This window comes from Acidithiobacillus ferrooxidans ATCC 23270, assembly GCF_000021485.1.
Classification (GTDB): Bacteria; Pseudomonadota; Gammaproteobacteria; order Acidithiobacillales; family Acidithiobacillaceae; genus Acidithiobacillus; species Acidithiobacillus ferrooxidans.
Window position 1 is genome coordinate 340,001 of sequence record NC_011761.1, and the last position, 26,359, is coordinate 366,359.

At 62.0% G+C, this 26,359-nt stretch carries 30 protein-coding genes and 1 pseudogene (1 of these 31 only partly in view); 15 read left to right on the top strand and 16 right to left on the bottom strand.

Annotation, left to right across the window (positions count from 1 at the left end):
- The 7 genes in view from nusA to AFE_RS01880 are tightly spaced (at most 58 nt apart) and all read left to right on the top strand, a layout consistent with a single transcriptional unit that may run on beyond the window.
- Positions 1-379: the 3' portion of a transcription termination factor NusA gene (gene nusA, locus AFE_RS01850; protein WP_009567337.1), read on the top strand. 1,103 nt of this gene lie to the left of the window's left edge; only the last 379 of its 1,482 coding nucleotides appear in the window; the start codon falls outside the window, past its left edge; it ends in the stop codon at positions 377-379.
- Positions 380-437: 58 nt separating this feature from the next.
- Positions 438-3,065, top strand: coding sequence for a translation initiation factor IF-2 (gene infB / locus AFE_RS01855; RefSeq protein WP_012536117.1), 2,628 nt, complete (start codon positions 438-440; stop codon positions 3,063-3,065).
- 7 nt (positions 3,066-3,072) lie between these two features.
- Positions 3,073-3,459, top strand: coding sequence for a ribosome-binding factor A (locus AFE_RS01860; protein WP_012536118.1), 387 nt, complete (start codon positions 3,073-3,075; stop codon positions 3,457-3,459).
- On the top strand, positions 3,456-4,337 hold the full coding sequence (gene truB / locus AFE_RS01865; RefSeq protein ID WP_009567340.1) for a tRNA pseudouridine(55) synthase TruB: 882 nt from the start codon (positions 3,456-3,458) through the stop codon (positions 4,335-4,337). Before AFE_RS01860 ends, truB begins: the two co-directional genes overlap by 4 nt.
- A gap of 38 nt (positions 4,338-4,375) precedes the next feature.
- Positions 4,376-4,645, top strand: a complete 270-nt coding sequence (gene rpsO / locus AFE_RS01870) for a 30S ribosomal protein S15 (RefSeq protein WP_009567341.1) — start codon at positions 4,376-4,378, stop codon at positions 4,643-4,645.
- Between the two features lie 16 nt (positions 4,646-4,661).
- Entirely contained in the window at positions 4,662-6,734 is a 2,073-nt protein-coding gene (gene pnp, locus AFE_RS01875) for a polyribonucleotide nucleotidyltransferase (RefSeq protein ID WP_012606548.1), read from the top strand.
- Positions 6,735-6,776: 42 nt separating this feature from the next.
- Positions 6,777-8,063 carry a M16 family metallopeptidase gene (locus AFE_RS01880; RefSeq protein WP_012536119.1) on the top strand — a complete coding sequence of 429 codons (1,287 nt, stop codon included), beginning with the start codon at positions 6,777-6,779 and terminating at the stop codon, positions 8,061-8,063.
- Between the two features lie 2 nt (positions 8,064-8,065).
- Here AFE_RS01880 and gloB read toward each other — a convergent pair whose 3' ends face one another.
- Entirely contained in the window at positions 8,066-8,818 is a 753-nt protein-coding gene (gene gloB, locus AFE_RS01885) for a hydroxyacylglutathione hydrolase (RefSeq protein WP_009567344.1), read from the bottom strand.
- Between the two features lie 108 nt (positions 8,819-8,926).
- On the opposite strand from gloB, the gene AFE_RS01890 reads away from it, so the two are divergent.
- From AFE_RS01890 to dnaQ, 3 genes are read left to right on the top strand one after another with little or no spacing between them, the layout of a single operon-like run.
- Positions 8,927-9,724 carry a class I SAM-dependent methyltransferase gene (locus tag AFE_RS01890; protein WP_009567345.1) on the top strand — a complete coding sequence of 266 codons (798 nt, stop codon included), beginning with the start codon at positions 8,927-8,929 and terminating at the stop codon, positions 9,722-9,724.
- Positions 9,706-10,182, top strand: a complete 477-nt coding sequence (rnhA, locus tag AFE_RS01895) for a ribonuclease HI (RefSeq protein ID WP_009567346.1) — start codon at positions 9,706-9,708, stop codon at positions 10,180-10,182. The genes AFE_RS01890 and rnhA overlap by 19 nt, the downstream gene beginning before the upstream one ends.
- Positions 10,173-10,919 carry a DNA polymerase III subunit epsilon gene (dnaQ, locus tag AFE_RS01900; protein WP_012536120.1) on the top strand — a complete coding sequence of 249 codons (747 nt, stop codon included), beginning with the start codon at positions 10,173-10,175 and terminating at the stop codon, positions 10,917-10,919. Before rnhA ends, dnaQ begins: the two co-directional genes overlap by 10 nt.
- 4 nt (positions 10,920-10,923) lie before the next feature.
- Here the strand turns inward: dnaQ and AFE_RS01905 are convergent, their stop codons facing one another.
- From AFE_RS01905 to AFE_RS01960, 13 genes and pseudogenes are all read right to left on the bottom strand, one after another.
- Positions 10,924-11,349, bottom strand: a complete 426-nt coding sequence (locus AFE_RS01905; protein WP_009562800.1) for a roadblock/LC7 domain-containing protein — start codon at positions 11,347-11,349, stop codon at positions 10,924-10,926.
- A 76-nt stretch (positions 11,350-11,425) separates the two neighbouring features.
- Complete coding sequence (gene gloA / locus AFE_RS01910; RefSeq protein ID WP_009562802.1) at positions 11,426-11,833, bottom strand: lactoylglutathione lyase; 408 nt, start codon at positions 11,831-11,833, stop codon at positions 11,426-11,428.
- Positions 11,834-11,843: 10 nt separating this feature from the next.
- Positions 11,844-12,161 carry a pyrimidine/purine nucleoside phosphorylase gene (locus AFE_RS01915; RefSeq protein ID WP_009562805.1) on the bottom strand — a complete coding sequence of 106 codons (318 nt, stop codon included), beginning with the start codon at positions 12,159-12,161 and terminating at the stop codon, positions 11,844-11,846.
- Between the two features lie 4 nt (positions 12,162-12,165).
- Entirely contained in the window at positions 12,166-13,365 is a 1,200-nt protein-coding gene (locus tag AFE_RS01920) for an argininosuccinate synthase (protein ID WP_009562807.1), read from the bottom strand.
- 3 nt (positions 13,366-13,368) lie between these two features.
- Positions 13,369-14,304, bottom strand: a complete 936-nt coding sequence (gene argF / locus AFE_RS01925; RefSeq protein ID WP_009562810.1) for an ornithine carbamoyltransferase — start codon at positions 14,302-14,304, stop codon at positions 13,369-13,371.
- Positions 14,301-15,467: an aspartate aminotransferase family protein gene (locus tag AFE_RS01930; RefSeq protein ID WP_009562813.1), complete on the bottom strand. Its 1,167-nt coding sequence runs from the start codon at positions 15,465-15,467 to the stop codon at positions 14,301-14,303. Before AFE_RS01930 ends, argF begins: the two co-directional genes overlap by 4 nt.
- Positions 15,467-16,693, bottom strand: coding sequence for an aspartate kinase (locus AFE_RS01935; protein WP_009562815.1), 1,227 nt, complete (start codon positions 16,691-16,693; stop codon positions 15,467-15,469). Before AFE_RS01935 ends, AFE_RS01930 begins: the two co-directional genes overlap by 1 nt.
- A gap of 107 nt (positions 16,694-16,800) precedes the next feature.
- A complete protein-coding gene (locus tag AFE_RS01940; RefSeq protein ID WP_012536121.1) occupies positions 16,801-17,022 on the bottom strand; it encodes a YgaP family membrane protein in 222 nt (73 codons plus the stop codon).
- Positions 17,023-17,165: 143 nt separating this feature from the next.
- Positions 17,166-17,651, bottom strand: coding sequence for a tetratricopeptide repeat protein (locus AFE_RS01945; RefSeq protein WP_012536122.1), 486 nt, complete (start codon positions 17,649-17,651; stop codon positions 17,166-17,168).
- A gap of 119 nt (positions 17,652-17,770) precedes the next feature.
- Positions 17,771-18,016 carry a hypothetical protein gene (locus AFE_RS01950; RefSeq protein ID WP_009567200.1) on the bottom strand — a complete coding sequence of 82 codons (246 nt, stop codon included), beginning with the start codon at positions 18,014-18,016 and terminating at the stop codon, positions 17,771-17,773.
- A 35-nt stretch (positions 18,017-18,051) separates the two neighbouring features.
- A pseudogene (locus AFE_RS15445) lies at positions 18,052-18,246 on the bottom strand (Txe/YoeB family addiction module toxin); the annotation flags it as partial.
- A 45-nt stretch (positions 18,247-18,291) separates the two neighbouring features.
- Complete coding sequence (locus AFE_RS01955; RefSeq protein ID WP_012536123.1) at positions 18,292-18,669, bottom strand: type II toxin-antitoxin system VapC family toxin; 378 nt, start codon at positions 18,667-18,669, stop codon at positions 18,292-18,294.
- A gap of 5 nt (positions 18,670-18,674) precedes the next feature.
- Positions 18,675-18,920: a type II toxin-antitoxin system Phd/YefM family antitoxin gene (locus tag AFE_RS01960; RefSeq protein WP_009567197.1), complete on the bottom strand. Its 246-nt coding sequence runs from the start codon at positions 18,918-18,920 to the stop codon at positions 18,675-18,677.
- Between the two features lie 558 nt (positions 18,921-19,478).
- Here AFE_RS01960 and AFE_RS01965 point away from each other — a divergent pair.
- The 4 genes from AFE_RS01965 (at position 19,479) to tal (ending at position 22,001) form a co-directional block, all read left to right on the top strand.
- Complete coding sequence (locus AFE_RS01965) at positions 19,479-20,015, top strand: prepilin-type N-terminal cleavage/methylation domain-containing protein (RefSeq protein ID WP_012536124.1); 537 nt, start codon at positions 19,479-19,481, stop codon at positions 20,013-20,015.
- A gap of 42 nt (positions 20,016-20,057) precedes the next feature.
- On the top strand, positions 20,058-20,348 hold the full coding sequence (locus AFE_RS15930) for a hypothetical protein (protein ID WP_146235837.1): 291 nt from the start codon (positions 20,058-20,060) through the stop codon (positions 20,346-20,348).
- 239 nt (positions 20,349-20,587) lie between these two features.
- Positions 20,588-20,803: a hypothetical protein gene (locus AFE_RS01970; RefSeq protein ID WP_009565218.1), complete on the top strand. Its 216-nt coding sequence runs from the start codon at positions 20,588-20,590 to the stop codon at positions 20,801-20,803.
- A gap of 106 nt (positions 20,804-20,909) precedes the next feature.
- Positions 20,910-22,001 carry a transaldolase gene (gene tal, locus AFE_RS01975; protein ID WP_012536126.1) on the top strand — a complete coding sequence of 364 codons (1,092 nt, stop codon included), beginning with the start codon at positions 20,910-20,912 and terminating at the stop codon, positions 21,999-22,001.
- Positions 22,002-22,034: 33 nt separating this feature from the next.
- On the opposite strand, the gene AFE_RS01980 is transcribed toward tal, so the two are convergent.
- The gene (locus AFE_RS01980; protein ID WP_009562995.1) at positions 22,035-22,808 is read right to left on the bottom strand and encodes an enoyl-ACP reductase FabI; all 774 of its coding nucleotides are present in this window, start codon (positions 22,806-22,808) and stop codon (positions 22,035-22,037) included.
- A gap of 24 nt (positions 22,809-22,832) precedes the next feature.
- Entirely contained in the window at positions 22,833-24,671 is a 1,839-nt protein-coding gene (locus AFE_RS01985; protein WP_012536127.1) for a LysM peptidoglycan-binding domain-containing protein, read from the bottom strand.
- 224 nt (positions 24,672-24,895) lie between these two features.
- On the opposite strand from AFE_RS01985, the gene gltX reads away from it, so the two are divergent.
- Complete coding sequence (gene gltX / locus AFE_RS01990; RefSeq protein ID WP_012536128.1) at positions 24,896-26,296, top strand: glutamate--tRNA ligase; 1,401 nt, start codon at positions 24,896-24,898, stop codon at positions 26,294-26,296.
- Positions 26,297-26,359: the final 63 nt, after the last annotated feature.

The window sequence follows — 26,359 nt, forward strand, 5'->3', positions numbered from 1 at the left end:
TGAGGATCTGGCCGCCCTGCTGGTCAGCGAGGGTTTTACCTCCATTGAGGAGGTGGCCTATGTTCCGGTTGCCGAAATGATGGAAATCGATGGTCTGGACGAGAACCTCGTCGGCGAATTGCGGCGCCGTGCGCGTGACGTCCTGCTCAACAAGGCCATTGCCCAGGAAGAACAGGTGGCGCTCAGTGAACCCGCGGAAGATTTGTTGTCCCTGAAAGGTATGGATAAGGGTTTAGCGCACTTACTGGCCAGTAAAGGTGTTGTCACTTCCGAGGACCTGGCGGAACTGGCTGCGAGCGAGCTATGCGAGATGGTCGGTGTGGATGAAGAGCGGGCCAAGGCTCTCATTCTGGAGGCGCGTGCGCCCTGGTTTGCTTGATACAGACCCTGGCCCGGCGATGTATGTCGCGGGGTAGCGGTTTCGGAGAATGAGGATTATGACGGTAACTGTCGCCAATTTTGCTGCTGAATTGGGTGTAACGAATGCTCGGTTGTTGGAGCAGTTGAACGCTGCGGGCATTTCCAAGAATACGGCCGAGGATGTGGTCACTGAGGACGACAAACATCGTCTTCTGGCTTCGTTGCGCAGTGCGCACGGAGAGGGTGGCGGTGAACCGCGCCGTATTACGCTCAACCGCACCAGTACCACCGAAATCAAACAATCCGTAGGCGCAGGCAAGTCGCGCACGGTACAAGTGGAAGTGCGCCGCAAACGGACTTACGTCAAACGGGAAGCGATAGCCGAAGAGGCTACCGAGTCTGTTATACCGGAACAGTTGCCGGCCGATGCTCAGGTGACCACCGCTTTGCTGGAATCCGCGCCAGTCGTGGAAGCGGTCTCCGCAGGCGGGCCCGCGCCGGTTTCTGAGGAGCCGGAGCCGGTGGAGGAGGTTGTCGGTCAGCCGGAGCAGGTGCCGTACGATGTGGCGGCAGCGAGCGGAGAGGTGGCGGTGGTACAAGAGGCGCCACGTTCCGAAGTGAAGCTCGCGGCAGCTCCCTCACGCACCTCCGAGCGACCTGCCCCGGATCGTGGCAGGACATCGACGGCCGGTACGGATCGTGCACGTCCCGCAGCAGCGCCGGCCAGCAGAGCGCCTGCGGCAGCGCCGCCGCCAAAAGGCAAAAAAGCGGGGCCGGCTGGACGCGGCGGCGACGATGACGCCCGCCGTGGCGGTGCTGCTCGGCGGGGCGGGCGGCGTAGTGAAGACGGTGGCAATGCCGATGCTCTGGCACGGCGCCGTAAGTCCGCAGACAAACGAAACCACGGCCGGGGCGGTCCTGCGGTCAGCGAATGGGCGGTGGCACCGGTCATCCGCGAAGTGGCGCTCCCGGAAACGATCACCGTGGGTGAACTGGCCAGCCGGATGGCGATCAAGGCTACCGACGTGATCAAAACGATGATGAAGATGGGGGTGATGGCCACCATCAATCAGGTGATCGATCAGGAAACCGCCGCAATCGTCGTGGAAGAGTTGGGACACAAGGTGAAGCTGGTGGGAATCACCAGCCCTGAGGCTTTTTTGACGGAAGACGGGGCGGCAGAGACGCCGGTCATGGGCCGGCGGCCCCCCGTGGTGACCGTCATGGGGCATGTGGATCATGGTAAAACGTCGTTGTTGGACCGGATTCGCTCTACCCAGGTAGCGAGTGGTGAGGCCGGGGGTATTACCCAGCACATCGGCGCCTACCACGTGGAGACGCCCAAGGGCATGGTGACCTTCCTCGATACGCCTGGCCACGAGGCGTTTACGGCGATGCGGGCCCGCGGCGCGCAGGCGACGGATATCGTCGTGCTGGTGGTGGCGGCCGATGACGGGGTGATGCCCCAGACGATCGAGGCGATTCACCACGCCAAGGCGGCCAAGGTGCCCATCGTGGTGGCCGTCAACAAGATCGATAAGCCCTCCGTGGATCCGGAACGCATACGCCAGGAACTCGCCGGCCATGATGTGGTGCCCGAGGAGTGGGGCGGTGACACGCAATTCGTGAATGTTTCGGCAAAGACCGGGTTGCATATCGACGATCTGCTGGACGCCATTTTGTTGCAGGCGGAGATGCTGGATCTGGATGTTCAGATCAACGGTCCGGCGAAGGGGGTGGTCATCGAGTCCCGGCTGGATCGTGGACGTGGTGTCGTGGCATCGGTGCTGGTCCGTCAGGGCACCCTGCATACGGGTGACATGCTTTTGGCCGGCGCGCAATTTGGACGTGTACGGGCGCTGGTGGATGATGCCGGGCGACCTGCACAATCGGTGGCTCCGGGCATGCCGGCGGAGGTGCTCGGGCTGGGAGATGTCCCCCAGGCTGGTGACGAGGTGGTCGTGGTGGCGGATGAACGCAAGGCTCGCGAAGTGGCGCTCTTTCGCCAGGGCAAGTTCCGTGATGTACGTCTGGCGAAGAGTCAGAAGGCGACGCTGGAGAGCCTGTTCGAAGCGGCAGCGGATGGCCAGTTGCAGCAGTTGAATCTGCTGATCAAGGCGGACGTACAGGGTTCCGCCGAGGCTTTGACCACTACCTTGGAACGCCTTTCCACCTCGGAGGTCAAGGTCAATGTCATCCACTCCGGGGTCGGTGGAATCACGGAGTCCGATGTGAATCTTGCCGCAGCGTCACAGGCGGTCATCATCGGCTTCAACGTGCGTGCGGAAGCTCCCGCGCGGCGCCTGATCGAACATAGTGGGGTGGATGTTCGTTACCACAGTATCATTTATGACGCCGTGGACGAGGTGAAGGCCGCCATGAGTGGTATGCTCGCGCCGGAAATCCGTGAGCGTATTCTGGGTCATGCGCAGGTGCGTGAGATATTCCGGGTGCCCAAGGTGGGCATGGTCGCCGGCTGTATGGTTACCGACGGCCTCCTGCGGCGCAGCGCGAAGGTTCGGGTGATCCGTCAGGATGTGGTCATCCATTCCGGAGAAATGGACTCGCTGCGGCGTTTCAAGGAAGACGTCAAGGAAGTGCGTGAAGGCTTCGAGTGTGGCGTGGGTATCCGCAACTTCAATGACCTGAAGAATGGTGACGTCATCGAGGCGTTTGAAACCACTGAAGTGGCGCGAACGGTCTAGGAGGCAAATGTTGCACAGTTCTCATCGCCCCTACCCACGCGGCGCCAGGGTGGCCCATTTGCTCCGGGAAGAGATAGCGGCGGTGTTGCCGCGTCTGCACGGCATGTCTTCCGGGTTGTCTCCGCTGCCCCCCAGCATCACCATGGTGGATTTGCCGACGGACATGCGCTCGGCGACCGTATATTTTTCGTTGATGGATGGTCCCGACCGGGCCGACACGATACGCGAGGTTCTGCAGGATCATGCCGGCGAGATCCGGCAGTTGCTGGGAAGGCGGTTGGCGTTGAGGCGCATCCCACCCCTGCACTTTGTTTACGACGCGCGTTTTGACCGTGGTGCGGAAATGGCGGAACTCCTGGCCCATCTTCCGCCCGCGCCGGAGGATCTGCCATGAGTTGTCAGCATGGCCTGCTGCTCCTCGACAAGGCGGCGGGTCTGACGTCCAATGCCGCTCTGCAACGGGCCAAACGTCTGCTCGGCCTAAAAAAGGGCGGGCATACGGGAAGTCTTGACCCCATCGCCACCGGACTACTGGTCCTGCTCTTCGGCGAGGCCACCAAAGTCTCTGATTATATTCTCAATGCGGACAAGTCCTATCGGGCGACCCTGCGGCTGGGCCAGACCACGACCACCGGCGACAGCGAAGGCAGTGTGCTGGAAGAACGGCCTGTTGCGGTCAGCGAAGCGCAGGTGCAGGCGGTGCTGCCGCAGTTTCTCGGAGAGATTGCGCAGATTCCGCCCATGTATTCGGCGATCAAGCAGGGGGGTAGGCCGCTTTACGAATTGGCGCGCAAGGGGCTGGAGGTGGAGCGGGCGCCACGCCAGGTACGCATCGATGCCCTCGACCTGGTTTCCCTGGACGGTGACCGCCTGGTGCTGGATGTGCGCTGTTCCAAGGGTACCTATATCCGTAGTCTGGCGGTGGACATCGGTGCGGCACTGGGGTGCGGTGCACATGTGGAAGGATTGCGGCGCACGTCCACCGGTCCTTTCGATGTCGCGCAGGCACTGACCCTGGAAGGGCTCGCCGACGTGCTCGGACGGGGCGTGTGCCCCCTCAAGGCCATGGATCTGGCTCTGGAATATTTACCGGCGGTGACCCTGACGGAGAACACCGCCTATTATCTGCGTCAGGGGCAGGGGGTCGTGGTCGCCCATGCACCTTCTCTCGGGCGCATTCGTCTCTACGGGCCGGGGGAGCAGTTTCTCGGTTTGGGAGAGGTGATGGACGACGGAAAGGTGGCGCCTCGCCGCCTCATGAGCGTAAACTAGGGGTTATTCATTTTCAGAATTTCCGAGGAGTAGGAATTATGGCGTTGTCTCATGATATCAAAGCAGAAGTTGTCCAGGGTTATGCCACCCATGTGGGGGATACGGGTTCTCCGGAAGTGCAGGTTGCCCTGCTGACCACCCGAATCGAAGGGCTGACAGATCATTTCAAGGTGAACAAGCATGACCACCATTCCCGTCAGGGGCTGCTGCGGATGGTCGGCCAGCGCCGCAAGTTGCTGGACTACCTGAAGAAACGGGATGTGAATCGCTATCGCACGCTGATCGAACGTCTGGGTCTGCGCAAGTAAGGAGAGAGTTTTGACCATGATCCGGAAAGAAGTAGATTTTGGCGGCCGCCGCCTGCAACTGGAGACGGGCCGCATGGCGCGTCAGGCGGACGGTGCGGTGCTGGTCTCCAGCGGAGACACGGTCGTTCTGGTGACGGCAGTGGGCCGCCGGGAGATGAAGCCGGGCCAGGATTTCTTTCCGCTGACGGTCAATTATCAGGAGAAGGCCTACGCGGCGGGCAAAATTCCCGGTGGTTTCTTCAAGCGTGAAGGGCGGCCCACGGAAAAGGAGACGCTGACGTCACGCCTGATCGATCGTCCTATCCGGCCGCTTTTCCCCAAGGGCTTCATGAACGAAGTGCAGGTCATCGCTACGGTGGTGTCGGTGGATCGGGATAACGATCCCGATATTCTGGCACTGGTGGGTGCCTCGGCGGCGCTGGCGGTTTCCGGTATTCCGTTCAATGGCCCGATTGGCGCGGCCCGGGTGGCTTACATCGACGGGAAATATGTGCTGAATCCCAGTTACGCGCAACTGACCACTTCGCAACTGGATCTCGTGGTGGCGGGAACCCGGCAGGCCGTACTCATGGTCGAGTCCGAGGCGCAGCAGTTGTCCGAAGAGATCATGCTGGAAGCGGTGATGTTCGGTCACGCGCAGTTCCAGCCCGTCATCGAAACCATCGAAGCGCTGGCGCGGGAGGCCGGCAAACCGCGCTGGGAGTGGGTGGCGCCGGTGGCCGATGAAGCACTGGGTGTGCAGGTGCGCGAGAAAGCCACACCGCTTCTGCAGGAGGCCTATGCGCTGACGGAGAAGCAGGCGCGCAGCAAGCGGCTGGAAGATGTGCAGCAGGCCATGGCGGTCGAGTTTGGCAGTGACGATGCGGGACGCGGAGACATGGTTCGCGGACTGTTGAAAAAAATTGAAACCGGCATCGTGCGAGGACGTATTCTGGATGGCGCGCCCCGCATCGATGGCCGGGACAGCAAGACGGTGCGGCCCATCACCATCGAGGCGGGTGTGTTGCCGCGGACCCATGGTTCGGCGCTCTTCACCCGGGGGGAAACCCAGGCCTTGGTGGTGGCGACTTTGGGTACCAAGGGCGACGAGCAGATCATCGACGCCCTGCAGGGCGAAAGCCGTGACCGCTTTATGCTGCATTACAACTTCCCGCCCTTCTCTACCGGTGAAACGGGTATGGTGGGTTCGCCCAAGCGCCGGGAGATCGGGCACGGGCGCCTGGCGAAGCGGGCGATAGCGGCGGTCCTGCCGACCGACAGCGAATTCCCGTACAGCTTACGGGTTGTTTCTGAGGTACTGGAGTCCAACGGCTCTTCCAGTATGGCGACGGTCTGTGGCGCCTCCTTGGCGCTGATGGACGCGGGCGTACCCCTCAAGGCGCCGGTGGCGGGCGTGGCCATGGGCCTCATCAAGGAAGGAGCGCGTTTTGCCGTCCTCACCGATATCCTGGGCGATGAAGATCATCTGGGCGATATGGATTTCAAGGTGGCGGGCACGGAACAAGGGGTGACCGCCCTGCAGATGGATATCAAGATCGACGGGATTACCCGGGAAATCATGGCGCAGGCGCTCCAGCAGGCGCTGGCGGGACGACTGCATATCCTCGGCCTGATGAATGGCGTGCTGTCCAGGGGCCGTGGCGAGTTGTCCGACTACGCACCGCGCATCATCACCATCCAGATCAATCCGGATCGCATCCGCGACGTCATCGGGCCGGGCGGTAAAGTCATCCGCGCCCTGACCGAAGAAACCGGCGCGACCATCGATATCCAGGACAACGGCACGGTAACCATCGCCTCGGTGGACGGTGAAGCCGGCGCCGCCGCGAAGCGACGTATCGAGTTGCTGACGGCGGATGTGCAAGTCGATACCATTTACGACGGAAAAGTGGCCAAGATCATGGATTTCGGCGCCTTTGTGACGATTCTGCCGGGGCGCGACGGTCTGCTGCACATTTCCCAGATCAGCAACGAACGGGTCAGCGATGTCCACGACCATCTCAAGGAAGGACAGGCGGTGCGTGTCAAGGTTCTGGAAGTGGATCGCCAGGGCAAGATCAAGCTGAGCATGAAGGACATCCCGCAATAATCCATCTACCGCCGACATCCTTATCGACGTCGTTGAGCGCCAATGGCGACACAGGTGGACCGCTACGGTCCACTTTTGTTGTTCCCTCCTGACATGACGCGCGCCGTCGAACCTCTCTGCACGACGCTGGATAACGGTGTGACCGTGATCAGCGAGCGACTGCCCGGACGCCGGAGTGTGGCCTTGTCCCTGACCGTCGGCAACGGCAGCCGGGATCAGGCCCCGGACGAAAACGGCTTTGCCCACCTGCTGGAGCATATGCTCTTCAAAGGCAGCACGGAGCGCGATGGCGATGCGCTCAATGCGGCCATGGAGTCGTTGGGCGGTACCATCAATGCGTTTACAGATCGGGAAAGCACGGTGTTTCACGGGACGGTACTGGCGGAAGATGCCGCCGACGCCTTTACGCTGCTGGCCGAGTTGTTGACGAAGCCGCGCTTCGACCACGCCGACCTGCGCCTGGAAAAGCGCGTGGTTGCCCAGGAAGCGGCCATGGCGGCAGAGGATGTGGAGGATTGGGCTCAGGAGCGCGCCCTCGCGGAAATCTGGGGACCCCATCCCCTGGCCTGGCCGGTACTGGGGAACGCGCAATGCATCCGCTCCGCCAGCCGCAAGCGCCTGCAAGCCTATCACCAGCGGATCCTCGCCGAGTCGCCGCTGATCGTTACCGCCGTCGGAGAAGTGGAGCATGGGGTGCTCTGCGCCTGGGCGGAGGCCGCCTTCGGGGGGCCGCACGGGGGGGCTCGTACGGCAGTGCCCGCCCCCCGTTTTCATGGCGGACAGAAGCGGCTGCGCCGCGCCCAGGCGCAGCAGGCGCACCTGATCTGGATGGCGCCTGGGTGCAGCGTCGCCGCAGAGGACTATCTGGCCCATGTGGTGGCCAACGCCATACTGGGTGGTGGTACGGCTTCCTATCTGTTCCGCGAGTTGCGCGAGAAGCGCGGACTGGCCTACCAGGTATTCTCCCATCTCGATCCCCTCCGTGACTGTGGTGAATGGACGCTCTATGCGGCCACGCCGGGCGCGCAGCACGTTCAGGCGGTAGCAGCGATGGCTGAGGTCCTGGCGACGTTGCTGGAGCATGGACCGACCGCAGCGGATATGATCTGGGCCAAGCGCAGCCTGCGGATTCAGCTCTTGCTCGGGCAGGAGGATGCGGAAATTCGCATGAGCCGCCTGACGCGGCAATGGCTCTATCTGGGGCGTCTGGTTCCGGCGGAAGAGTCTCTCCGGACCCTCGCGGCGGTGGACGCCGACGCCGTCCTGCGGGTTTTGCGCAAGGCCTGGACCGAGCGTTTTGAGTTGATCTGCCTGCCGGCGCGGCGCTGATCTCAGGAAAAGTGGTCTTTCCAGCGGCGCAGGGCGCTGAAGACACGGACGGGGTCGTCCCCCGTAGCGGGATCGAAGGCGTTGGCGCTGCGGATCAGAGCGGGCTCGCGGCACCGCAGAAAAGGGTTGCTGGCGCGTTCCAGGGCCATGTCGGAGGGTAAGGTGGGTTCGTTGCGCGCGCGCTGTGCGATGGCTTCCTTCTGGCGCTGCACTATGACCGGATTGTCCGGGTCGGCCTGGGCCGCGAAGCGCAGATTCGTGAGGGTGTATTCATGGGCGCAGTAGACGGCGGTGTGATCGGGCAGCGCCGCGAGACGTTGCAGACTGTGAAACATCTGCGCTGCGGTACCCTCGAAGAGGCGCCCGCAGCCTGCGGCGAAGAGGGTGTCTCCGCAGAAAAGGACGTTTTCCCACCAATACGCGATATGATCGCGGGTATGGCCGGGTACCTCCAGCACCGTGAGCGTCTCCGCATCCAGCGTCAGGCGACCCTCGGCCACGGCATGGGTCAGTCCCGGAATGCGCCGGTTCGCGCCGTAGACGGGAATACCGAAATACTGCGCCAGCGCTTCCACGCCTCCGGTGTGGTCGGCATGATGGTGGGTACAGAGAATGGCGCTCGGGCGGAGCGTATGTTCCGCGCACCAGTCAAGGACGGGTTCCGCGCAACCGGGGTCGATAATCCACGCCCCTTTGGGCGTTTCGGCGACGTAGATGTAGTTATCCGTAAAGGCAGGAATAAAATGAACGGGCATTTTTGCATCTCCCTTCGGGCAAGGTACCATAGGCCCATTATGGCATTGAATCGGGGTGGTGGACGTTAGTGTTTTCCTTTTTCGCCGCCGCAAGGCCATCGCGCTGATATGCAGCACCCGGGACGCCAAAGTCGGCCGCGGGAACGCCGCGCCGCCATCTGGTGGAATGGCCGCAGCGGCCGCCTCCTGCTCGACCGTGCCCGGGATATGCTGCCGCGCTGGATAGAACGCCTGCAACCGGAGACCATTCTGCAGCTCGGGCAACCCGTTTTCTGGGGACTGCCGCCCGGCCACGAGCATACCTGGGTATTGCTCAATGACGGCTTTGCCCTGCCTTCCGACGAGTATCTGCAGGCCTATGGCGTCTGTGAGGCGATGCCTTTCGCCGCCATGCGTTTCGACCTGGTCATCGTCCCATTCTGTCTGACCCGCATGGCCAATCCGCAGGCGGTGCTGGAGGAGTGCTGGCGGGTCCTGCGTCCCGAAGGCCATGTGCTGATCATGGATTTCAATCCGGGGGGGAGCCTGAGTGTGGTACGCCGTTGGCATCTCTGGCGCAGGGATCGTGCCTGGCCATGGCTGCGCCCCTTCCTGCCTCTGGGACGACTGCGCGGTCTGCTCGAGGAGCAGGGTTTCGTGCTCCGCGAGGGACGTTATTTTCAATATACCGTTCCGGGCCTGCGGCGCAATGCGCAGTGGATGGAGCTGGTGGGTGACCGCTGGTGGCCGGCAGGGGCCAACGCCTATCTGATACTGGCCCAGCGGCGGGATCCCGAGCGGCCGCTGGTGGGCGCGGTCCGGTCGTTCAAGGTGCGTTCCGGGCGTCAGAACGTCCGGTCCGAAGCCCCCGTTGCCTATGTTGGTCCTGATACTGAGAACACCGCCCCATGCCCGAAAAAATCATAGAGCTCTTTACCGATGGCGGGTGCCGCGGTAATCCCGGTATCGGCGCCTGGGGCGTGTGGCTGCGGCTGGCTGGACAGGAGCGGGTCTTGTGGGGCTTCGTCCCGGAAACGACGAACAACCGGATGGAGCTGACGGCGGCTTTGCGCGGTCTGGAGGCGCTCAAGCGACCCAGCGCCGTGCGGGTGATCAGTGATTCCCGTTATCTGCGGGATGGCATGACCCAGTGGCTGGCTGGCTGGCAGCGCCGGGGCTGGCGGACGGCGGGCGGGGACGCGGTCAAAAATCGCGATATCTGGGAGTTGTTGGCGGCGGTGGCCGCCCGCCACCAGGTCCAGTGGGAGTGGGTGAGAGGCCACTCCGGGCATATCGAGAATGAACGGGTGGACGCACTGCTGAATCGGGTCATGGATCAGTATGCGGCGGGCGGGCAGGCGCGGGAGGGCGAGGGATGGCTGTGAGGCAGGTGGTGTTGGATACGGAAACTACGGGCATCGATTGGAAGCAGGGGCACCGGGTGATCGAAATAGGTGCCGTGGAGCTGATCGACCGGCGGGTGACGGAGGCGTATTACCAGCAATACCTCAATCCGCAGCGCAGCAGCGATCCCGAGGCGTTGCGGATACACGGACTGACCGACGAATTTTTGCAGGATCAGCCGGGTTTCGCGGAGGTGGCGGACGCGTTTCTGGAGTTTCTCGGTGACGCGGAGCTGATCATTCACAACGCGCCCTTTGACCTGGGATTCCTGAATCACGAACTGCAACTGGCCGGGAAGGCGCCTTTGCGGCAGGCCGTAATGGATACGCTGGCCGATGCGCGCCGCCGTCATCCCGGTCAGAAAAATGATCTCAACAGCCTATGCCGGCGTTACAGTGTGGAAAACAGCCATCGTGAACTGCACGGGGCCTTGCTGGACACCCGGATACTCGCCGAGGTCTACCTGGCGATGACCGGCGGGCAGGTGGATATGATGGGGATGCTGGGTGCCGCAGGTGGCTCCGCCGCAACGGAGATGCGGTCCGCGGGGGATGACCGTCGGAGCGAGGGCATTCCGGCGGCATTGTCGCGGCCACGTGGCCCATTGCGGGTGATCCGCGCCAGCGCGGAGGAGTGCATGCTCCATCGGCAATATTTGCAGAATATGGGTGGTAACGCGTTATGGGAGCCGGAAAGCGAGGGCATTCCACCGGCTTGACCGGCTAGATCGAGTCTTGCGGAATCCCGACAGGCCCTTCTTCCATAGACCAACCGAAGCCTGGTGTCAGCAGGTCGCTGATGGCGCCTGCCGCCGGAATGCTCCTGAGCAACGCCAGGCTCCATTCCGGACCATCGCCATAGCCGATAACGATCAGCGCCGCATAGTCCCCCGCCTGGATCATGAGGGCGTAGCCATTGTGCCCTTTCATCACCAGTTGTTCCAGATTGCCGAGTTTGAACTCGCGCATCGCACGGTCGGCCAGGGAGGATATGGACGCCATCACCGCACCTGCCCGGTCTTCACTCACCTCTCCGGAAATGGCGGAGGCGAGCATCAGGCCTTCGGTGGAAATGATCGCGGAGGCGTCTATGTCGGCTGAACCGTCGTTCAGTTCAGCGAGAATGGATTGCATCTTTTTCGTGCGCAAAACCCCTCCTGGCGATCTCTGTTAACACCCAAGAACACGGCAAATTTACCGGAGCTCGTATCCTGCTTACCGGCTGTCAGGCCGGATGCTCGGCAAAGTCTGATTTGCGCTCGATCAACTCGATACGGTAGCCGTCAGGGTCTTCCACGAAGGCGATAACGGTGTTGCCGTGCTTCATGGGTCCGGCCTCGCGTACCACCTTCCCGCCCCGCTGGCGGATGCCGTCACAGGCCGCCACGGCATCCTCCACTTCAATGGCGATATGCCCGAAGCCGTCGCCGAGGTCGTACTGTTTCACGCCCCAGTTATAGGTCAGCTCAATGACCGCCCCGGCATTCTCGTTCTGATAACCGACGAAGGCCAGGGTAAATTCGCCCTCGGGATAATCGTTACGGCGCAGGAGCTGCATGCCGAGTACCTCCGTGTAAAAGGCAATGGCGCGATCCAGATCGACGACGCGCAGCATGGTGTGCAGTATGCGCATGAGAATCTCCTTAACTTGAAAGCAGGTAATCCAGAGGTTCCATCACTTCCAGGCGGTAGCTCTGGTTGGCAGGAATGACCATGCTGTCGCCAGCATGCAACTCCTGAACATCGTTGGCCCCCTCGGCATGGTAGTAGGCCATCCCGCTGAGCACCCGGATGGTCTCCGCCACTTCACTGCTCAAAGTATAGACGCCTGGGTGCAGAAGGGTGAGACTGTGCATGCTGCCATCGGCGAGAATGACGCTGCGCTCGCTGCGCCGCCCGTCCAGAGAGATGCGGCTGCTTTTGCCCAGTGCGGTGGCCGGTACCTGCTGGTCGGGAGCCATCGCCTTAACCCTGCAAACGCTTTTCGATGCGCAGACGCAGCGCATTGAGCTTGATGAAGCCCCCGGCATCCTTCTGATTGTAGGCGCCCGCATCATCTTCAAAGGTGGCGATACGTGGGTCAAAGAGACTCTCCTGCGACTGCCGTCCCACCACCATACACCCCCCCTTGTAGAGTTTGAGGCGCACCACGCCGTTGACCAGTCGCTGGCTCTGATCGATGAGCGTCTGCAGGGCGCGGCGCTCCGGACTCCACCAGAAGCCGTTGTAGATGATGCTGGCGTAGCGCGGCATGAGCTCATCCTTGATGTGGGCGACTTCCCGGTCCAGGGTGATGGATTCGATGGCGCGATGGGCCTTGAGCAGAATGGTGCCGCCGGGGGTCTCGTAGCAGCCCCGGGATTTCATGCCGACATAGCGGTTTTCGACGATGTCCAGGCGCCCGATGCCATGCTCGCCGCCAACGGTATTGAGGTGCGCCAGCAACTGCGCGGGATTGAGCGGCTCGCCGTCGATGGCGATGGGGTCGCCGTGGGCGTAGGTGATTTCCAGATAACGGGGCCGGTCTGGCGCCTGCTCCGGCGCCGTGGTCCAGCGCCACATGCCGTCTTCGGCTTCCGCCCAGGGGTCTTCGAGAATGCCGCCTTCATAAGAAATATGCAGCAGGTTGGCATCCATGGAGTAGGGGGATTTCTGGCCATGGCGTTCCACCGGAATGCCACGCTGTTCGGCATAGGCGAGGAGCTTTTCACGGGAGTTCAGATCCCATTCCCGCCAGGGGGCGATGACCTGAATATCGGGGTTGAGGGCGTAGGCCCCCAGCTCAAACCGGACCTGATCGTTGCCCTTGCCGGTGGCCCCATGGGCGACGGCATCGGCACCCACGTCGGCGGCGATTTCCACCATGCGCTTGGCGATGAGGGGCCGGGCGATGGAGGTGCCCAGCAGATACTCGCCCTCGTAGAGGGTGTTGGCGCGGAACATGGGGAACACGTAATCCCGGACGAATTCCTGGCGCAGGTCGTCGATGAAGATTTCCCTGGCGCCGAGCTTCTCGGCCTTGGCGCGCGCCGGTTCCAGTTCTTCACCCTGGCCGATGTCGGCGGTGAAGGTGACCACGTCGCACTGGTACTGGTCCTGCAGCCACTTGAGGATGACCGAGGTATCCAGACCACCGGAATAGGCGAGAACGACTTTCTTGACCATGCGTCAATCTCCTTGCAGTGCGGCCACGGGGCCGATGCCGAATAAAAATTCCATCAGGGCTTTCTGGGCGTGCAGGCGGTTTTCCGCCTCTTCCCAGACGACGGATCGGGGTCCGTCGATGACTTCGGCGCTGACCTCCTCGCCACGGTGGGCGGGGAGGCAGTGCATGAACAAGGCGTCCGGCGCGGCGGCGGCCATGAGCGTGGCGTTGACCTGGAAGGGGGCGAGAATCGCCTTGCGCGCGGCGGCCTCCTCTTCCTGACCCATGCTGGTCCAGACGTCGGTGACAATCAGGTTGGCACCGCGCACCGCGGCCACCGCATCGTGCAAGACCGTGACCTGATCGCCGCCGCTCTGCAGCATCCCGGCGCTGGGCACATACCCCGCCGGGCTGCCGATGCGCAGTCGAAAGTCGAAAACCTGCGCGGCTTCCATCCAGGAGTGGGCCATGTTATTGCTGCCGTCGCCGATATAGGCCACGGTCCTGCCGCGCAGGTCGCCCCAGTGTTCCGTCGCCGTCATCAGGTCGGCGAGGAGCTGACAGGGGTGATGGTCGTCGGAGAGACCGTTGATCACCGGCACCCGCGAAGCGGCGGCGAAGCGGAGGAGGTTGTCGTGACCGAAGGTGCGGATCATCACCATATCGACCATGCGGGAGATGACCTTGGCCGTGTCCTCGACGCTCTCGCCGCGCCCCAGTTGGGTATCTCGCGGCGAAAGGAAAAGGGCGTGGCCGCCCAATTGGGCCATGCCCGTCTCGAAGGATACCCGGGTACGGGTGGAGGATTTCTCGAAGATCATCGCCAGGGTCCGGCCCGCGCAAGGGGCGTAACGTTCGCCGTCCCGCTGGATTTTCTTCAGGGCGATGGCACGTTGCAGGAGCGCCCGCAGTTCGCTGGGGCTGAGGTCGGAGAGGCGCAGAAAGTGACGGACGTTCATGATGCGGATTCCAGAAGGCTGGCCAGGCCAGCGACGAGAAGATCGATTTCTGCCTCTTGCAGAATCAGCGGGGGCAGCAGACGAATGACTTTTTCAGCCGTGACGTTGATGAGCAGGCCAGCCTCCAGGGCGCGCTCCACCAGGCGTTCGGGTTTATGGGCCAGTTCGATGCCCACCATCAGGCCCATGCCGCGTATCTCCAGCACCTCGGGGTGCCCGCCAAGGCGCTTCTGCAGGCGCTGCCGGAGCAGGGCGCCCATCCGCCCGGCGTGGGCGGGGAGGTCTTCTTGCTGCATGGTGTCGAGCACGGCCTGGGCGGCGGCGCAGACCAGCGGCCCACCGCCAAAGGTGGTGCCGTGTTTGCCCGGCCCGAAGAGCGCGGCCGTCGATTGGCCGGCCAGCATGGCGCCGATGGGGACGCCGTTGCCCAGGCCCTTGGCCAGACTGAGCACGTCGGGGCGCAGGCCGGGAATCTGCTGGTAGGCGAAGAAGGCCCCGGTACGGCCGATGCCGGTCTGCACCTCGTCCAGCATCAGGAGCAGACCGTGCGCGTCGCAGACCTCCCTCAGCCCGGTCAGGAAGCCTTCCGGTGCCGGGCGCACCCCACCTTCTCCCTGAAGGGGCTCGGCGAGAATGGCGCATATGCCGGGGTTGGCCTGAACCAGGGCGCGGACGGTGGAAAGATCGCCATAGGGGGCGCGCACGAAACCCGGCAGCAGGGGGCTGAAACCTTCCTGGATGCGGAAATTGCCGGTGGCCGTGAGGGTCGCCAGGGTGCGGCCATGAAAAGCGTTGCTGAATACCAGAATCTGCGGTTCGGCGATGCCCTTGCCATGACCATGGAGGCGGGCGATTTTGATGGCCGCTTCATTGGCCTCTGCGCCGCTGTTGCAGAAAAAGGCCGCATCCATGCCGCTGACGGCGCAGAGGGTATCGGACAGCTTTTCCTGCGCCGGAATACGGTAGAGATTGGAAGTGTGCAACAGTTGCCCAGCCTGGGTCTGCAGGGCGCGGGTGACCGCCGGATGGCTGTGCCCCAGGCCACAGACGGCGATCCCTGCCAGGGCGTCCAGATAACGGCGCCCCTCGGTATCATAGAGCCAGACCCCCTCACCCCTTGCAAAAGCGACCGGTAACCGGGCATAAGTGGACATGAGCGGCATCAGGCTGGCGCCTCCCCGTCCAGGGCGAAAGCCGCGTGCAGCGCCCGCACCGCCAGTTCCAGATATTTTTCTTCGATGACGACGGAAATCTTGATCTCGGAGGTGGAAATCATCTGGATGTTGATGTTTTCCCGCGCCAGGGTTTCAAACATGGTGGCGGCGATGCCGGCATGGGAGCGCATCCCGACGCCTACCACGGAAACCTTGACGATATGGGTGTCGCCCCGCACGTCCTCGGCGCCGAGCACCTGCGCCACGCCCTGGAGAATATCGCGGGACTTGGCGAAATCATTGCGGTCCACCGTGAAGGTGAAGTCGGTCTTGCCCGCCTCCGAGACGTTCTGGAGAATCACGTCCACATTGATATTGGCCGCGGAAATCGGACCCAGAATGGCGGAGGCGATACCCGGATGGTCGGGCACGCCGACCACGGTGATCTTGGCTTCATTGCGGGAGAAGGCGATGCCGGAGACGCGGGGAGCTTCCACAGAATTTTCCTCATTGGTGACCAGAGTGCCGGGGCCATCCTGAAAAGACGACAAGACCCGCACGGGAACATGGTACTTCATGGCGAATTCGACGGAGCGGGTTTGCAGGACCTTGGCACCGAGGCTGGCCATTTCCAGCATTTCTTCAAAGGTGATGCGATCCAGACGGCGCGCCCGGGATTCCACCCGCGGGTCGGTGGTGTAAATGCCGTCCACATCGGTGAAGATGTCGCATTCATCGGCATGCAGGGCGGCCGCCAGGGCCACGGCGGTGGTATCGGAACCGCCGCGACCCAGGGTGGTGATATTGCCATGGGGATCGACCCCCTGGAAACCCGCCACGACCACAATCTTGCCGGCATCCAGTGCCGCGCGGATCTTGTGATCGTCGATGTGCTCGATGCGCGCCCGGTTATGGGCCGAATCGGTCAGGATGGCGACCTGCCCGCCGGTGAACGAAATGGCGGGTTGACCGATACCCTCCAGCGCCATGCTCAGCAGGGCAATGGTCACCTGCTCGCCGGTGCTGAGCAGGGTGTCCAGTTCGCGTTCCGCCGGGGCATCGGCCAGGGCGCGCGCCAGTTGCAGGAGGCGATCCGTCTCGCCCGACATGGCGGAAACCACCACCACCACTTGGTGACCGGCGCGATGACTGGCCGCGACCCGTTCCGCGACGGCCCGGATGCGTTCCACACTGCCCACGGAAGTACCGCCGAATTTCTGTACGATGAGTGCCATTGCTCAGTGGTTTTATGAAAAATTAAGGGCAGATGATAAATCGTTGCGGCGGGGTCTGTACAGGATATGCTGCGGACGCCGTTTGCGGCGCGGCGCCCGTCGTGCGCTCAGCGATCGGCCATGGAGTCTGGCGTCGGTGCGGTTTTGGGCTTTTTGAGCAGGGAATACACCGGACAGTAGCCGATCACGCCGGTGGCGATGAGGAGCAATCCGGAAAAGGTCCATTCCTTGTAAGGGAAGGGATTGACGAAATAGACCAGAAAAATGATGGCGCCGAAGTAGATACGCAGCCAGCGCTCGGTGGTGTTCATGTTTTTGATGATTTTCACGGTTCTGTTCCTCCGTAAATCAGAGAACCATATGTGAATTGCACTATAGGTCTGATCGGGACGCCCTGCAACAGCATCCCCGATTCCGCCAGGGGTCATCCCGGATTGGCCGGACGCGCGGGTCTCCTGTCCCGTTTGTCCGCTTACCCCGGCAGTAGCGCATCTACCCGGTGCTGGGCGACGGCGTGGCCGTGGGCGGCGGCCTCCGAGAGCCACTTCAGGCCTAGTGCCTTGTCCCGGGAAACGCCCTGTCCCTTGAGGTAACAGTTGCCCAGCCAGTCCATGGCGTCCACATGCCCCTGCCGCGCCGCCGCCTCAAACCACCCCGCGGCGATGGAATATTGTCCGGCGGCGTAGAAGCTCAGGCCCAGGGCGTTTTTCGCCGCAGGGTCGCCCTCGTCGGCATGAATGATGTGCTGGACGATCTGCTCGTCCAGCGTCAGGGGGATTCGCCCTTTCAGGCTGTCCAGGGCCACCTTCCAGACGACGTCCGTTGCCCCGCGTCGGCCCGCGCATTGTTCTCCGGTCATGGTACCGTCTTCTATCCATCTCAGGATGGAGCGGGTCGTGACCCCCGCCAGCATCGCGGCGGTGGGGGTGCGGATGGCGGGGTTATCCAGGGTGGGCATCACATCCTCCAATGCGCATGTCGCCGTCTGCGCGGCGCTGCTTGGTAAAGCGCGTCGTCGTGCCCGGCAAATCTGCCGGCAGCACGCCGGACAAAATGATATCGCGGTATATTAGCACATTACGACAACGGTTTCCGCACATTTTTTAGATCTATGGCGAAACGGTGGTGTCTCCGCACCCCCAGCACCCCATCGACAAGCAGATCGCGGCCATCGCGCTCATGCACGGAATGACTGTGGTAACGCGCAACGTGGATGATTTCAGGGGATCGGGCGTAGAGATTCACCATCCATTTCACGAAAATAACCCCGGCCAGCATCGCGGCGGGGGGTGCGGATGGTGGGGGTATCCAGGGGAGGGGCATCGCGTCCTCCAACGGGATCGCCTACCAGCCTACCATCAGTAATGGTGTCGGCAGGAAATAATGATCAGTTCTGCGGTGGTGGTGCGATAGACCAAGCGATGGGTGTCGTCAATGCGCCTGGACCAGTATCCTGAGAGGCTCTCCCGCGGAGGTTCCGGCTTGCCAATCCCGGAATGAGGGCTGCGCAAGCAACCCCGTACCAGCGCATTCACTTTGTTCCGTATCCCAGCGCTGGTTTCTTTTCCGTGGCGACACCAAGCTTGAAACCGCCATCCCTATGTTTTTATGATGGTATCGCTATAACACGCCACCATCGCGTCATGGGTGATCAGTCGCATAGGTTCGACAAGCGCTTGTGCGACCAGAATTCGGTCGAACGGATCGGCGTGATGTGCCGGCAAGTCCTCGACGGCCGCCGCATGCTCGGGCTCGATCGGCAAGAAACGGTAACCAGATTCACCAAAGTAGCGCATCGCCTCCTGGCTGGATACCGGCATGTCGCCGCGTCCAAGACTGCGCTTGATGGCGATCTCCCAGATAGTCGCGGCGCTGATCCAGATCGAAGACTTCGGCAACTCGATCATCTCGCGTGCCTTTTTCGACAGCCTCGGGCTGTCGGTAATCGCCCAAAGGGCGACATGGGTATCCAGCAAGAGATTCAGGATTGCTCACCCAAAAACATGCGGGCCACTTCGGCATTGTGGGTATCGATGCTGTCCGGCACATCGAATTTGCCTTTGGCAACACCGATGCGCTTACCACCTGGCGATGTTTCCATGGGCACGAGCTTAGCTGCTGGACGGCCGTTACGGGCAATAATGATTTCACGCTCCTGCCCCTGCTCGATGGCGTCCACCAAGCGGGACAGCGAGGACTTCGCTTGTAGCATGTTGACTGAGTGCATCCTGTTCTCCAGCTTCGGCAACCCCATCACATTTTCGGCGCGGAGTGGTTGACATTCTCCACGAGACCACACTTAGTCTAGTTTAGCTAACAACCAAACGCAATATGCTTAACCTCGGTCCGCGATCTGCATTCCACAAGCAGATCGCCGTATGTTGTAACCACGTCGCTCACGCGAGGGTGGCGAGAGCCGGAAAGACCTCTGGTTGGAGGGCATCGCAAGCGGGTCGTCGCTCCGGCCAGCACCGCGTCCGCCAATGCGCATGTCGCCGTCTTTACGACGACGGCAGATCGTCATGTCTTCGTGATTTACCGGACATCCATGGCATGTCGTCGACATGACGAGGACATCGACCGAAAATCTGGAGCGCCGGCGCCGCAGAAAGTGCGCATGGGTGGCGGAAACGATCCGGATGTGAATATATTTTATGAAATGTTACAAAGTATTGCGATGGGCGTGTCAAACAATGTAACGCGTCTGGCACGTCTTATGCTTTGCTGATGGTGGTGCGCATCCCTGGGGTGCGACGCTTTTCTTCGAAACACAAGGAGCAGGATCATGAGCATGCTTGTCAAGAAGGCGCAGGCCCGCGCCGAAGCCGGTTTCACCCTCATCGAACTGATGATCGTCATCGCCATCATCGGCATCCTGGCGGCCATCGCCATTCCGCAGTATGAGCAGTACATCGTGACTTCCAAGGCTAGTGGTGTCGTCGCCAACTTTAAAAATGCATTGAGCCAATCTACTGCAGCTGTTGCTGCAGCTCAGGCTGGACAGGTTACCGACTTAAATACCGCACTCAATATTGCCGGATCACAGGACCCGGCCGCAGCGGGTAATCCTGCCTACACGATGGGATCTTCACCAAGTTTCTGCGGACAGGTTGGTGTGGATACAGGAGGTACATTGAACCCGACAGGAACCGTAAATTCTACCTTCACCTCCCAGGCAACTGGAATCATAATTAACGTAGATTCCAAAGATTGTGCTAGCACTAATCTAAAAAATGCGATCAACAGCGCTTTAACCACGACCGGATACACTGCTGCCACGGCGTCGGGGGTCAGCGTGTCCCCCAATGGTGGAGTTAGCTAAGTAACTATGCGCTTGGAGCCTAGCCTTCTAGGCTCCAATTTTATGCCTTGCAGCAGCCTATTTAACAAAAATATATCAAATTTTTTAAATAAACTTGGTAACATCATGACGTATTGTGAAAATAATCAGTCTGTATTTACACTTGTTGGTGTTGAGTTTGTCGCTTCAATTTTAGAAATTAAAGTTATTATGCAGTATATTAAGTATATAGAAAACTCTGGAATTCAAGGTATCGTAACAAGTTTTCGTATCTGTCTTTGTGCCGTAGCCAATGCTACCGCTGCTACTAACGGCGGTCCATTAAACGCTATATATGATACAGTTAATGGCTAGGTGGCTAACAATTGGCAGATCCTGTCTATGGCCGAGATACCTCCGTATTTATCTACTTGGGCGCCGCTCCAGCCCCGCATCGATCATCCTCAGCGCCGGTACGCAAGGCGGCTCCGGATATTTGGGCAATATGGTTGCCGCGGCACTTTATCCGCAGCGGATTTCCCCCGACGGCACCATCAGCGTCACCGTTACCATCACCGACGGCGGCCACATCGCCATCTGAAAGGAGAAGCATCATGAACGACACCGACCGCCAGGCCCGCATCCATCATCTCCAGAACCGGCGCCACGCCCTGCTCCAGCGGCGCGAGCAGCGCGGGGCGCCGGTCGCGTCCATCGACATGGAGCTGAACGTGGTGCGCAGCGAGTTGCAGGCGCTCTATGAAGTCGGGCGGCTGCAGGCGCCGCATCGCGCGACCCAACACGGATTTCCTTTGCAAAGTCGGGGATGACCGTGAATTTGGCCGACAAACCCCTTGCGCAGTCAGCCGGACTCTGTTCTAAACTGAAGCAGAGAGGCATCGGGCAGTTCGGCGGAATCACGTCAGGAGAACCAGCATGGCAACGGATTTACGGGCACTCAGGAAGCAGATCGGGCAAAGCATCTGGCTGGATAATCTGTCGCGCACCCTCATCCGCGACGGCGTTCTGCGGCGTTATATCGACGAGGACGGGATCAGCGGGGTGACGTCCAACCCCAGCATCTTTCAGAAGGCGATTCACTCCAGCTCCTACTATCGGGATGACCTTTGCCGGCCCGCGGACTCCGCGGAACAGTTGTACGAGCGTCTGGTGGTGGAGGATCTGCGTAACGCCTGTGATCTGTTGCGGGCGGTGCATGTGGAAACGGACAGCGACGACGGCTGGGTGAGCTGGGAGGAGTCGCCGCGGCTGGGGCAGGATGAGGCCGCCACGGTGGCCGAGGCGCTACGGCTGCGTGCGCTGGTGCAGCGGGATAACCTGCTGATCAAGGTGCCGGCCACGCCCGCCGGTATCCGCGCCTTCGCAACACTCATCGGTCAGGGGGTGTCGATCAATGTGACCCTGATGTTCGGACTGAAGCATGTTCACGAGGTGTTGGCGGCCTATCAGAAGGGCTTGACGCAGTGGGTGGCGGGCGGTGGTGATCCGCGCAAGGTGAAGGCGGTCGCCAGCCTCTTCCTGTCGCGGGTGGATACGCTGGTCGATCAAAAGCTGGAGGCCATCGGTACGCCGGAGGCGCTGGCGTTGCGGGGCAAGGCGGCGGTGGCGATGGCGAAGTCGGCATACGCCATCTATCAGGACGTTTTTCACGGTGCGGGCTTTGCGGCGTTGCGGGCCGCGGGCGGGCGGCCCCAGTATCTGCTCTGGGCGAGCACCAGCACCAAAAATCCGGCCTACCCAGATTTGCTGTATGTCGAGCAGCTGATGGGGCCGGAAACGATCAACACCCTGCCCGACGACACGCTGGCCCGGCTCCGTGACCACGGCAGCCTGGTGGCCCGGGTCGAAGACGGCAGGGTCGAGGCGCAACGGACCATGGCGCAACTGGCCAGCCTGGGTATCGATATGGACGGCGCCGTCGCGGAGCAGTTGCAGACCGAAGGTCTGGCCGCTTTCGCCAAGAGTTTCGAGGAGATGCTTGCGGAGGTGGGGCGCGCGATGGGGTAAGGTAAGGCGCGCGCGCCGCGTCGACCGATACGCTCAGAAGCCGACGGTGTTGAATCCGGCATCCACGTAGGTGATCTCGCCGGTGATGCCGGAGGCGAGGTCGGAGCAGAGGAAGGCGGCGGCGTTGCCGACTTCTTCCTGCGTCACGTTGCGGCGCAGGGGCGCTTGTTCTGCGTAGTGTTCCAGAATCTTGCGGAAATCACTGATACCGCTGGCCGCGAGGGTGCGGATGGGGCCGGCGGAAACGGCGTTGACGCGGATGCCGTCCGCACCCAGCGAGTAGGCGAGGTAACGGATGCTGGCTTCGAGACTGGCCTTGGCAAGCCCCATCACGTTGTAGTTGGTCATGGCGCGCTGGGCGCCGAGGTAGCTGAGGGCCAGCAAGGCGCCCTGCCGGCCCTGCATGAGCGGGCGCATGGCCCGGGCCATGGCGGTGAAGCTGTAGGAGGATACCTCGTGGGCGATGCGAAAGCCCTCGCGGGTGGTGGCGTCCAGATAGCTGCCGCTGAGTTCCTCTTTGGGCGCGAAGGCGGCACCGTGGACGCCGATGTCGACACTGCCCCAGAGCGCCTCGATCTTCTGCATGGCGGCGGCCAGTTGCGCTTCATCCATCAGGTCGAGTTCCAGCGGCGCCGGCGCCCCGATCTGGGCGGCCAGTTCTTCCACCCGGCTTTTGGTGCGTTCGCCCTGATAGGTGAGCAGCACTTCCGCACCCTGGCGATGCATGGCCTGGGCGATGCCCCAGCAGATGGAGCGGTCATTGGCCACGCCGACGATCAGCGCCTTTTTCCCTACCATGAAACCCATTGCAAAACTCCTATGACAGAATAATCAGCGCGTATAAATGGTGAGGCGTGAGCCCGGTTGAATTTCGCTGGCGGAGGCCAGGCGATTCCATTGAATCAGCGACTTGGGCTGGACATGGAACTGCTGGGCGATCTGCCAGAGCGTGTCGCCCGGACGCACCACGTAAGTCGTCGTTCGCGCCCGGCTGGCGGCGCGTTCCTGCCGGCGGCTGATGGCGGCGACCATGGTTTGTGCCGGGATGTTCAGCACCTGTCCGGGATGGAGGATGGTCCGTTCGGTGAGATGGTTGGCGCGGGCCAGCAGAGAGACGCCCACTCCGGCGCGCCGGGCGATTTGCCAAAGACTTTCACCGGGCCGCACGGTGAGGCGCCGGTTGCCGCGCGCGGCGGTATAGACCTGTGCGGGCCTGCTACCACCGCCACCCGGGATATGCAGGGTTTCACCGATCTGCAGGTCACGCGCGGAACGGATATGGTTCCAGCGCATGAGGTCCTTGACGCTGACGCCGGCCCGCTGCGCGAGCTGGGAGGGCGTGTTGCCGGGACGCACGGTGAGCGCCCGCGCCCGGCTCCGGGCATAGACGGCGTTTTGCAGATGGCCGGATCCACCGGCGCCGTAGACGACCAGGTGTTGCCCGACCTGCAGGTCGCGCGCGGAACGGATGTGATTCCAGCGCTCGAGATTGGTGACGCTGACGCCGGCCCGTTGCGCCAGATGCCAGAGCGTCTCACCGGGGCGAAGCATGACGCGACGGAAGGCCGGGCTGGGCGCTGGCCGCAGCGCAACGACGGGCTGAGCGGCGGCTTCCTGGGGCATGGTCAGCAGCGCGCTCTTCAGGGTGGCGGCCTTGTCTTTGGGCACCACCAGATGGTAGTCGGCCGGGGCGACGCCGTAGCTCAACCCGGCATTGAGGTGCTGCAGTTCGCTGACCGGCATGTTCATCAGGTTCGCCGCCACGTTCAGGGCCACGGATTTGGGCGTGGTCACGACCGCGATGTGTGCCGCGTTGGGAATGGCGGGCAGGGAGACATGGTAGGCCTTGGCATTTTTGATGACCTGCGCCAGGGCGAGGAGTTCGGCAACGTAGTCTTCGGTTTGCTGCGGCAGAGAGAGGTCCCAGAAATCGGTGGGCTTACCCGCCGCGACATTCTGCTGGATAGCGGCGGAAACGGTACCCTGCCCGGCGTTGTAGGAGGCGATGGCGAGGAGCCAGTTGCCGCCGAAATAGTTGTAGAGGTAGGAGAGGTAATCGAGGGCGGCGTTGGTGGAGGCGATGAGACTCAGGCGGGGATCGCCATAGCGGGTGTTTTGCAGGCCGAAATTGCGTGCGGTGCCGGGTATGAATTGCCAGAGGCCCGCCGCGGCCGCCGGGGAGTAGGCCTTGGGGTTGTAACCGCTCTCGATGGCCGGCAGCAGCGCCAGTTCCATGGGCATGCCGCGTTCCGCAACGGCGTTCACCACGTAATACAGAAAGGGGCGGGAGTTGTCGAGGATCTGTTCCAGCTTGCCCTGATGTTGCAGGAACCAGGTACGCCATTTATCCACTTCCAAGCGGGAGACGTCGCTGATGCGCAGGCCGTCGTCGATATGGGTCCAGACATTGCCGGCTCCCGTCTGGTTGCCAAAGGCGCCCGATGCCTCGAACTGCTGCAGGGTGGCCGACAGGCCGGAGACGTTGCCGACCGGCCCCGCTACCGGTTCGCCGCTTTGCAGGTCCACGTTCTGCGCGCCGGCGTTCAGGGCCTGTGCTACGCCGGTCTGGAGGTCACCTTGTTGCAGGCCTATGGTTTGGCTATCCGCCCATGCCATAGGAATGCCGCCGAGTGCCACCAGCGTGGCCATAGCGAGAACTCGCTTCTTCATACTCCCTCCTGGCGGGCCGGAACCACAAGGGGTGCCCCGCAGATATAATCCCTTATACAAGGATATCATTGTAAACATGAGGTTGGCATCAGACTTGCTGACTGCTATCCCGATAGTAAGCAAAATGGATGCCTTCCGTCAAACGATGTTCGTCCCCCCGCAGGATACCGGCGAGTCGGAGAGGCTGTTATCATCGCCCTTTTAGCCGCCTCAGGTTGCGCATCATGTCCGTCCGTACCCGTTTTGCTCCCAGTCCCACCGGTTATCTGCATATCGGCGGTGTCCGCACCGCGCTCTACTCGTGGTTGCACGCGCGTCGGCAGGGTGGGCACTTCATTTTGCGTATCGAGGATACGGACGTGGAGCGTTCGACGCCGGAAGCGACGGTCGCCATTCTGGAGGGGATGGCCTGGCTGGGGCTGGACTGGGACGAGGGACCGTTCTATCAGATGCGGCGCATGGACCGCTACCGGGAAGTGCTGGCGCAGATGCTGGCAGCAGGAACGGCCTACCATTGCTATTGCAGTCGGGAAGAAGTGGAAGCCATGCGCGAGGATCAGCGCCAGCGCGGCGAAAAGCCGCGCTATGACGGCCGCTGTCGGGAGCGCACGACGGTGCCGGAGGGGGTTGCGCCGGTGATCCGCTTCCGCAGCCCGGACGACGGCGAAACGGTGGTGGAAGACCTGATTCACGGTACGGTGCGCTTCCAGAATAGCGAAATGGACGACCTGATCATCGCCCGCTCCGACGGAACGCCGACCTACAATTTCTGCGTGGTGGTGGATGACTGGGATATGGGGATCACCCATGTGATCCGCGGCGACGATCATCTCAACAATACCCCGCGGCAGATGCAGATTCTGCAGGCGCTGGGCGCGCGGGTGCCGGTTTATGCCCATGTGCCGATGATTCTCGGTCCGGACAAGCAGAAGCTGTCCAAGCGTCACGGGGCGGTGAGCGTACTGGAATACCGTGAGCAAGGCTTCTTGCCCGACGCGCTGCTCAATTTTCTGGTGCGGCTGGGCTGGTCCCATGGCGATCAGGAAATCTTCACCCGCGAGGAGATGGTGGAATTTTTCCGCATCGACGCGGTGAACAAGGCGGCATCGGCCTTCAACCCGGAAAAACTCCTGTGGATCAATGCTCAGCATATGCAGCGGCTGACGCCGGAGGGGTTGGCGCAGCATCTGCTGCCTTATCTCAACGCCGTGGGCGTCACCGAGCCTTTGCTGGCGTCCGGGCCGGAGCTCCCGGCGGTGGTGGCGTTGTTGCAGGAACGATCCAAGACCCTGGTGGAGATGGCGGCGGCGGCGGAGATGTTTTATGTGGCGCCGGTGGCCGGTGAACCCAAAGATGTGGAGAAGCATCTGCACGGGCAGAGCGCCTTGCTGGCGACCATGACCCAGGCGCTGGGCGCGTTGCCGAACTGGGAGGCGGCGGCGATTCACAGCGTGATACAGGAACTGGCGGTGACCCATGCCGACGGCAAGATGGGCAAGGTCGCGCAACCCCTGCGGGTGGCGGTGGCCGGGCGGGCGGTGTCACCACCCATCGATGCGACTCTGGCCTTATTGGGTAAGGAAGAGACCTTGGCGCGTCTGCGGCGGGCGGCCGCCTGGATCTAGTCCCCTTTCGCCGTTTAGGGTCTGCGGATACTTGGCGCGGGGCGGTGCTTTTGCGATGATGGA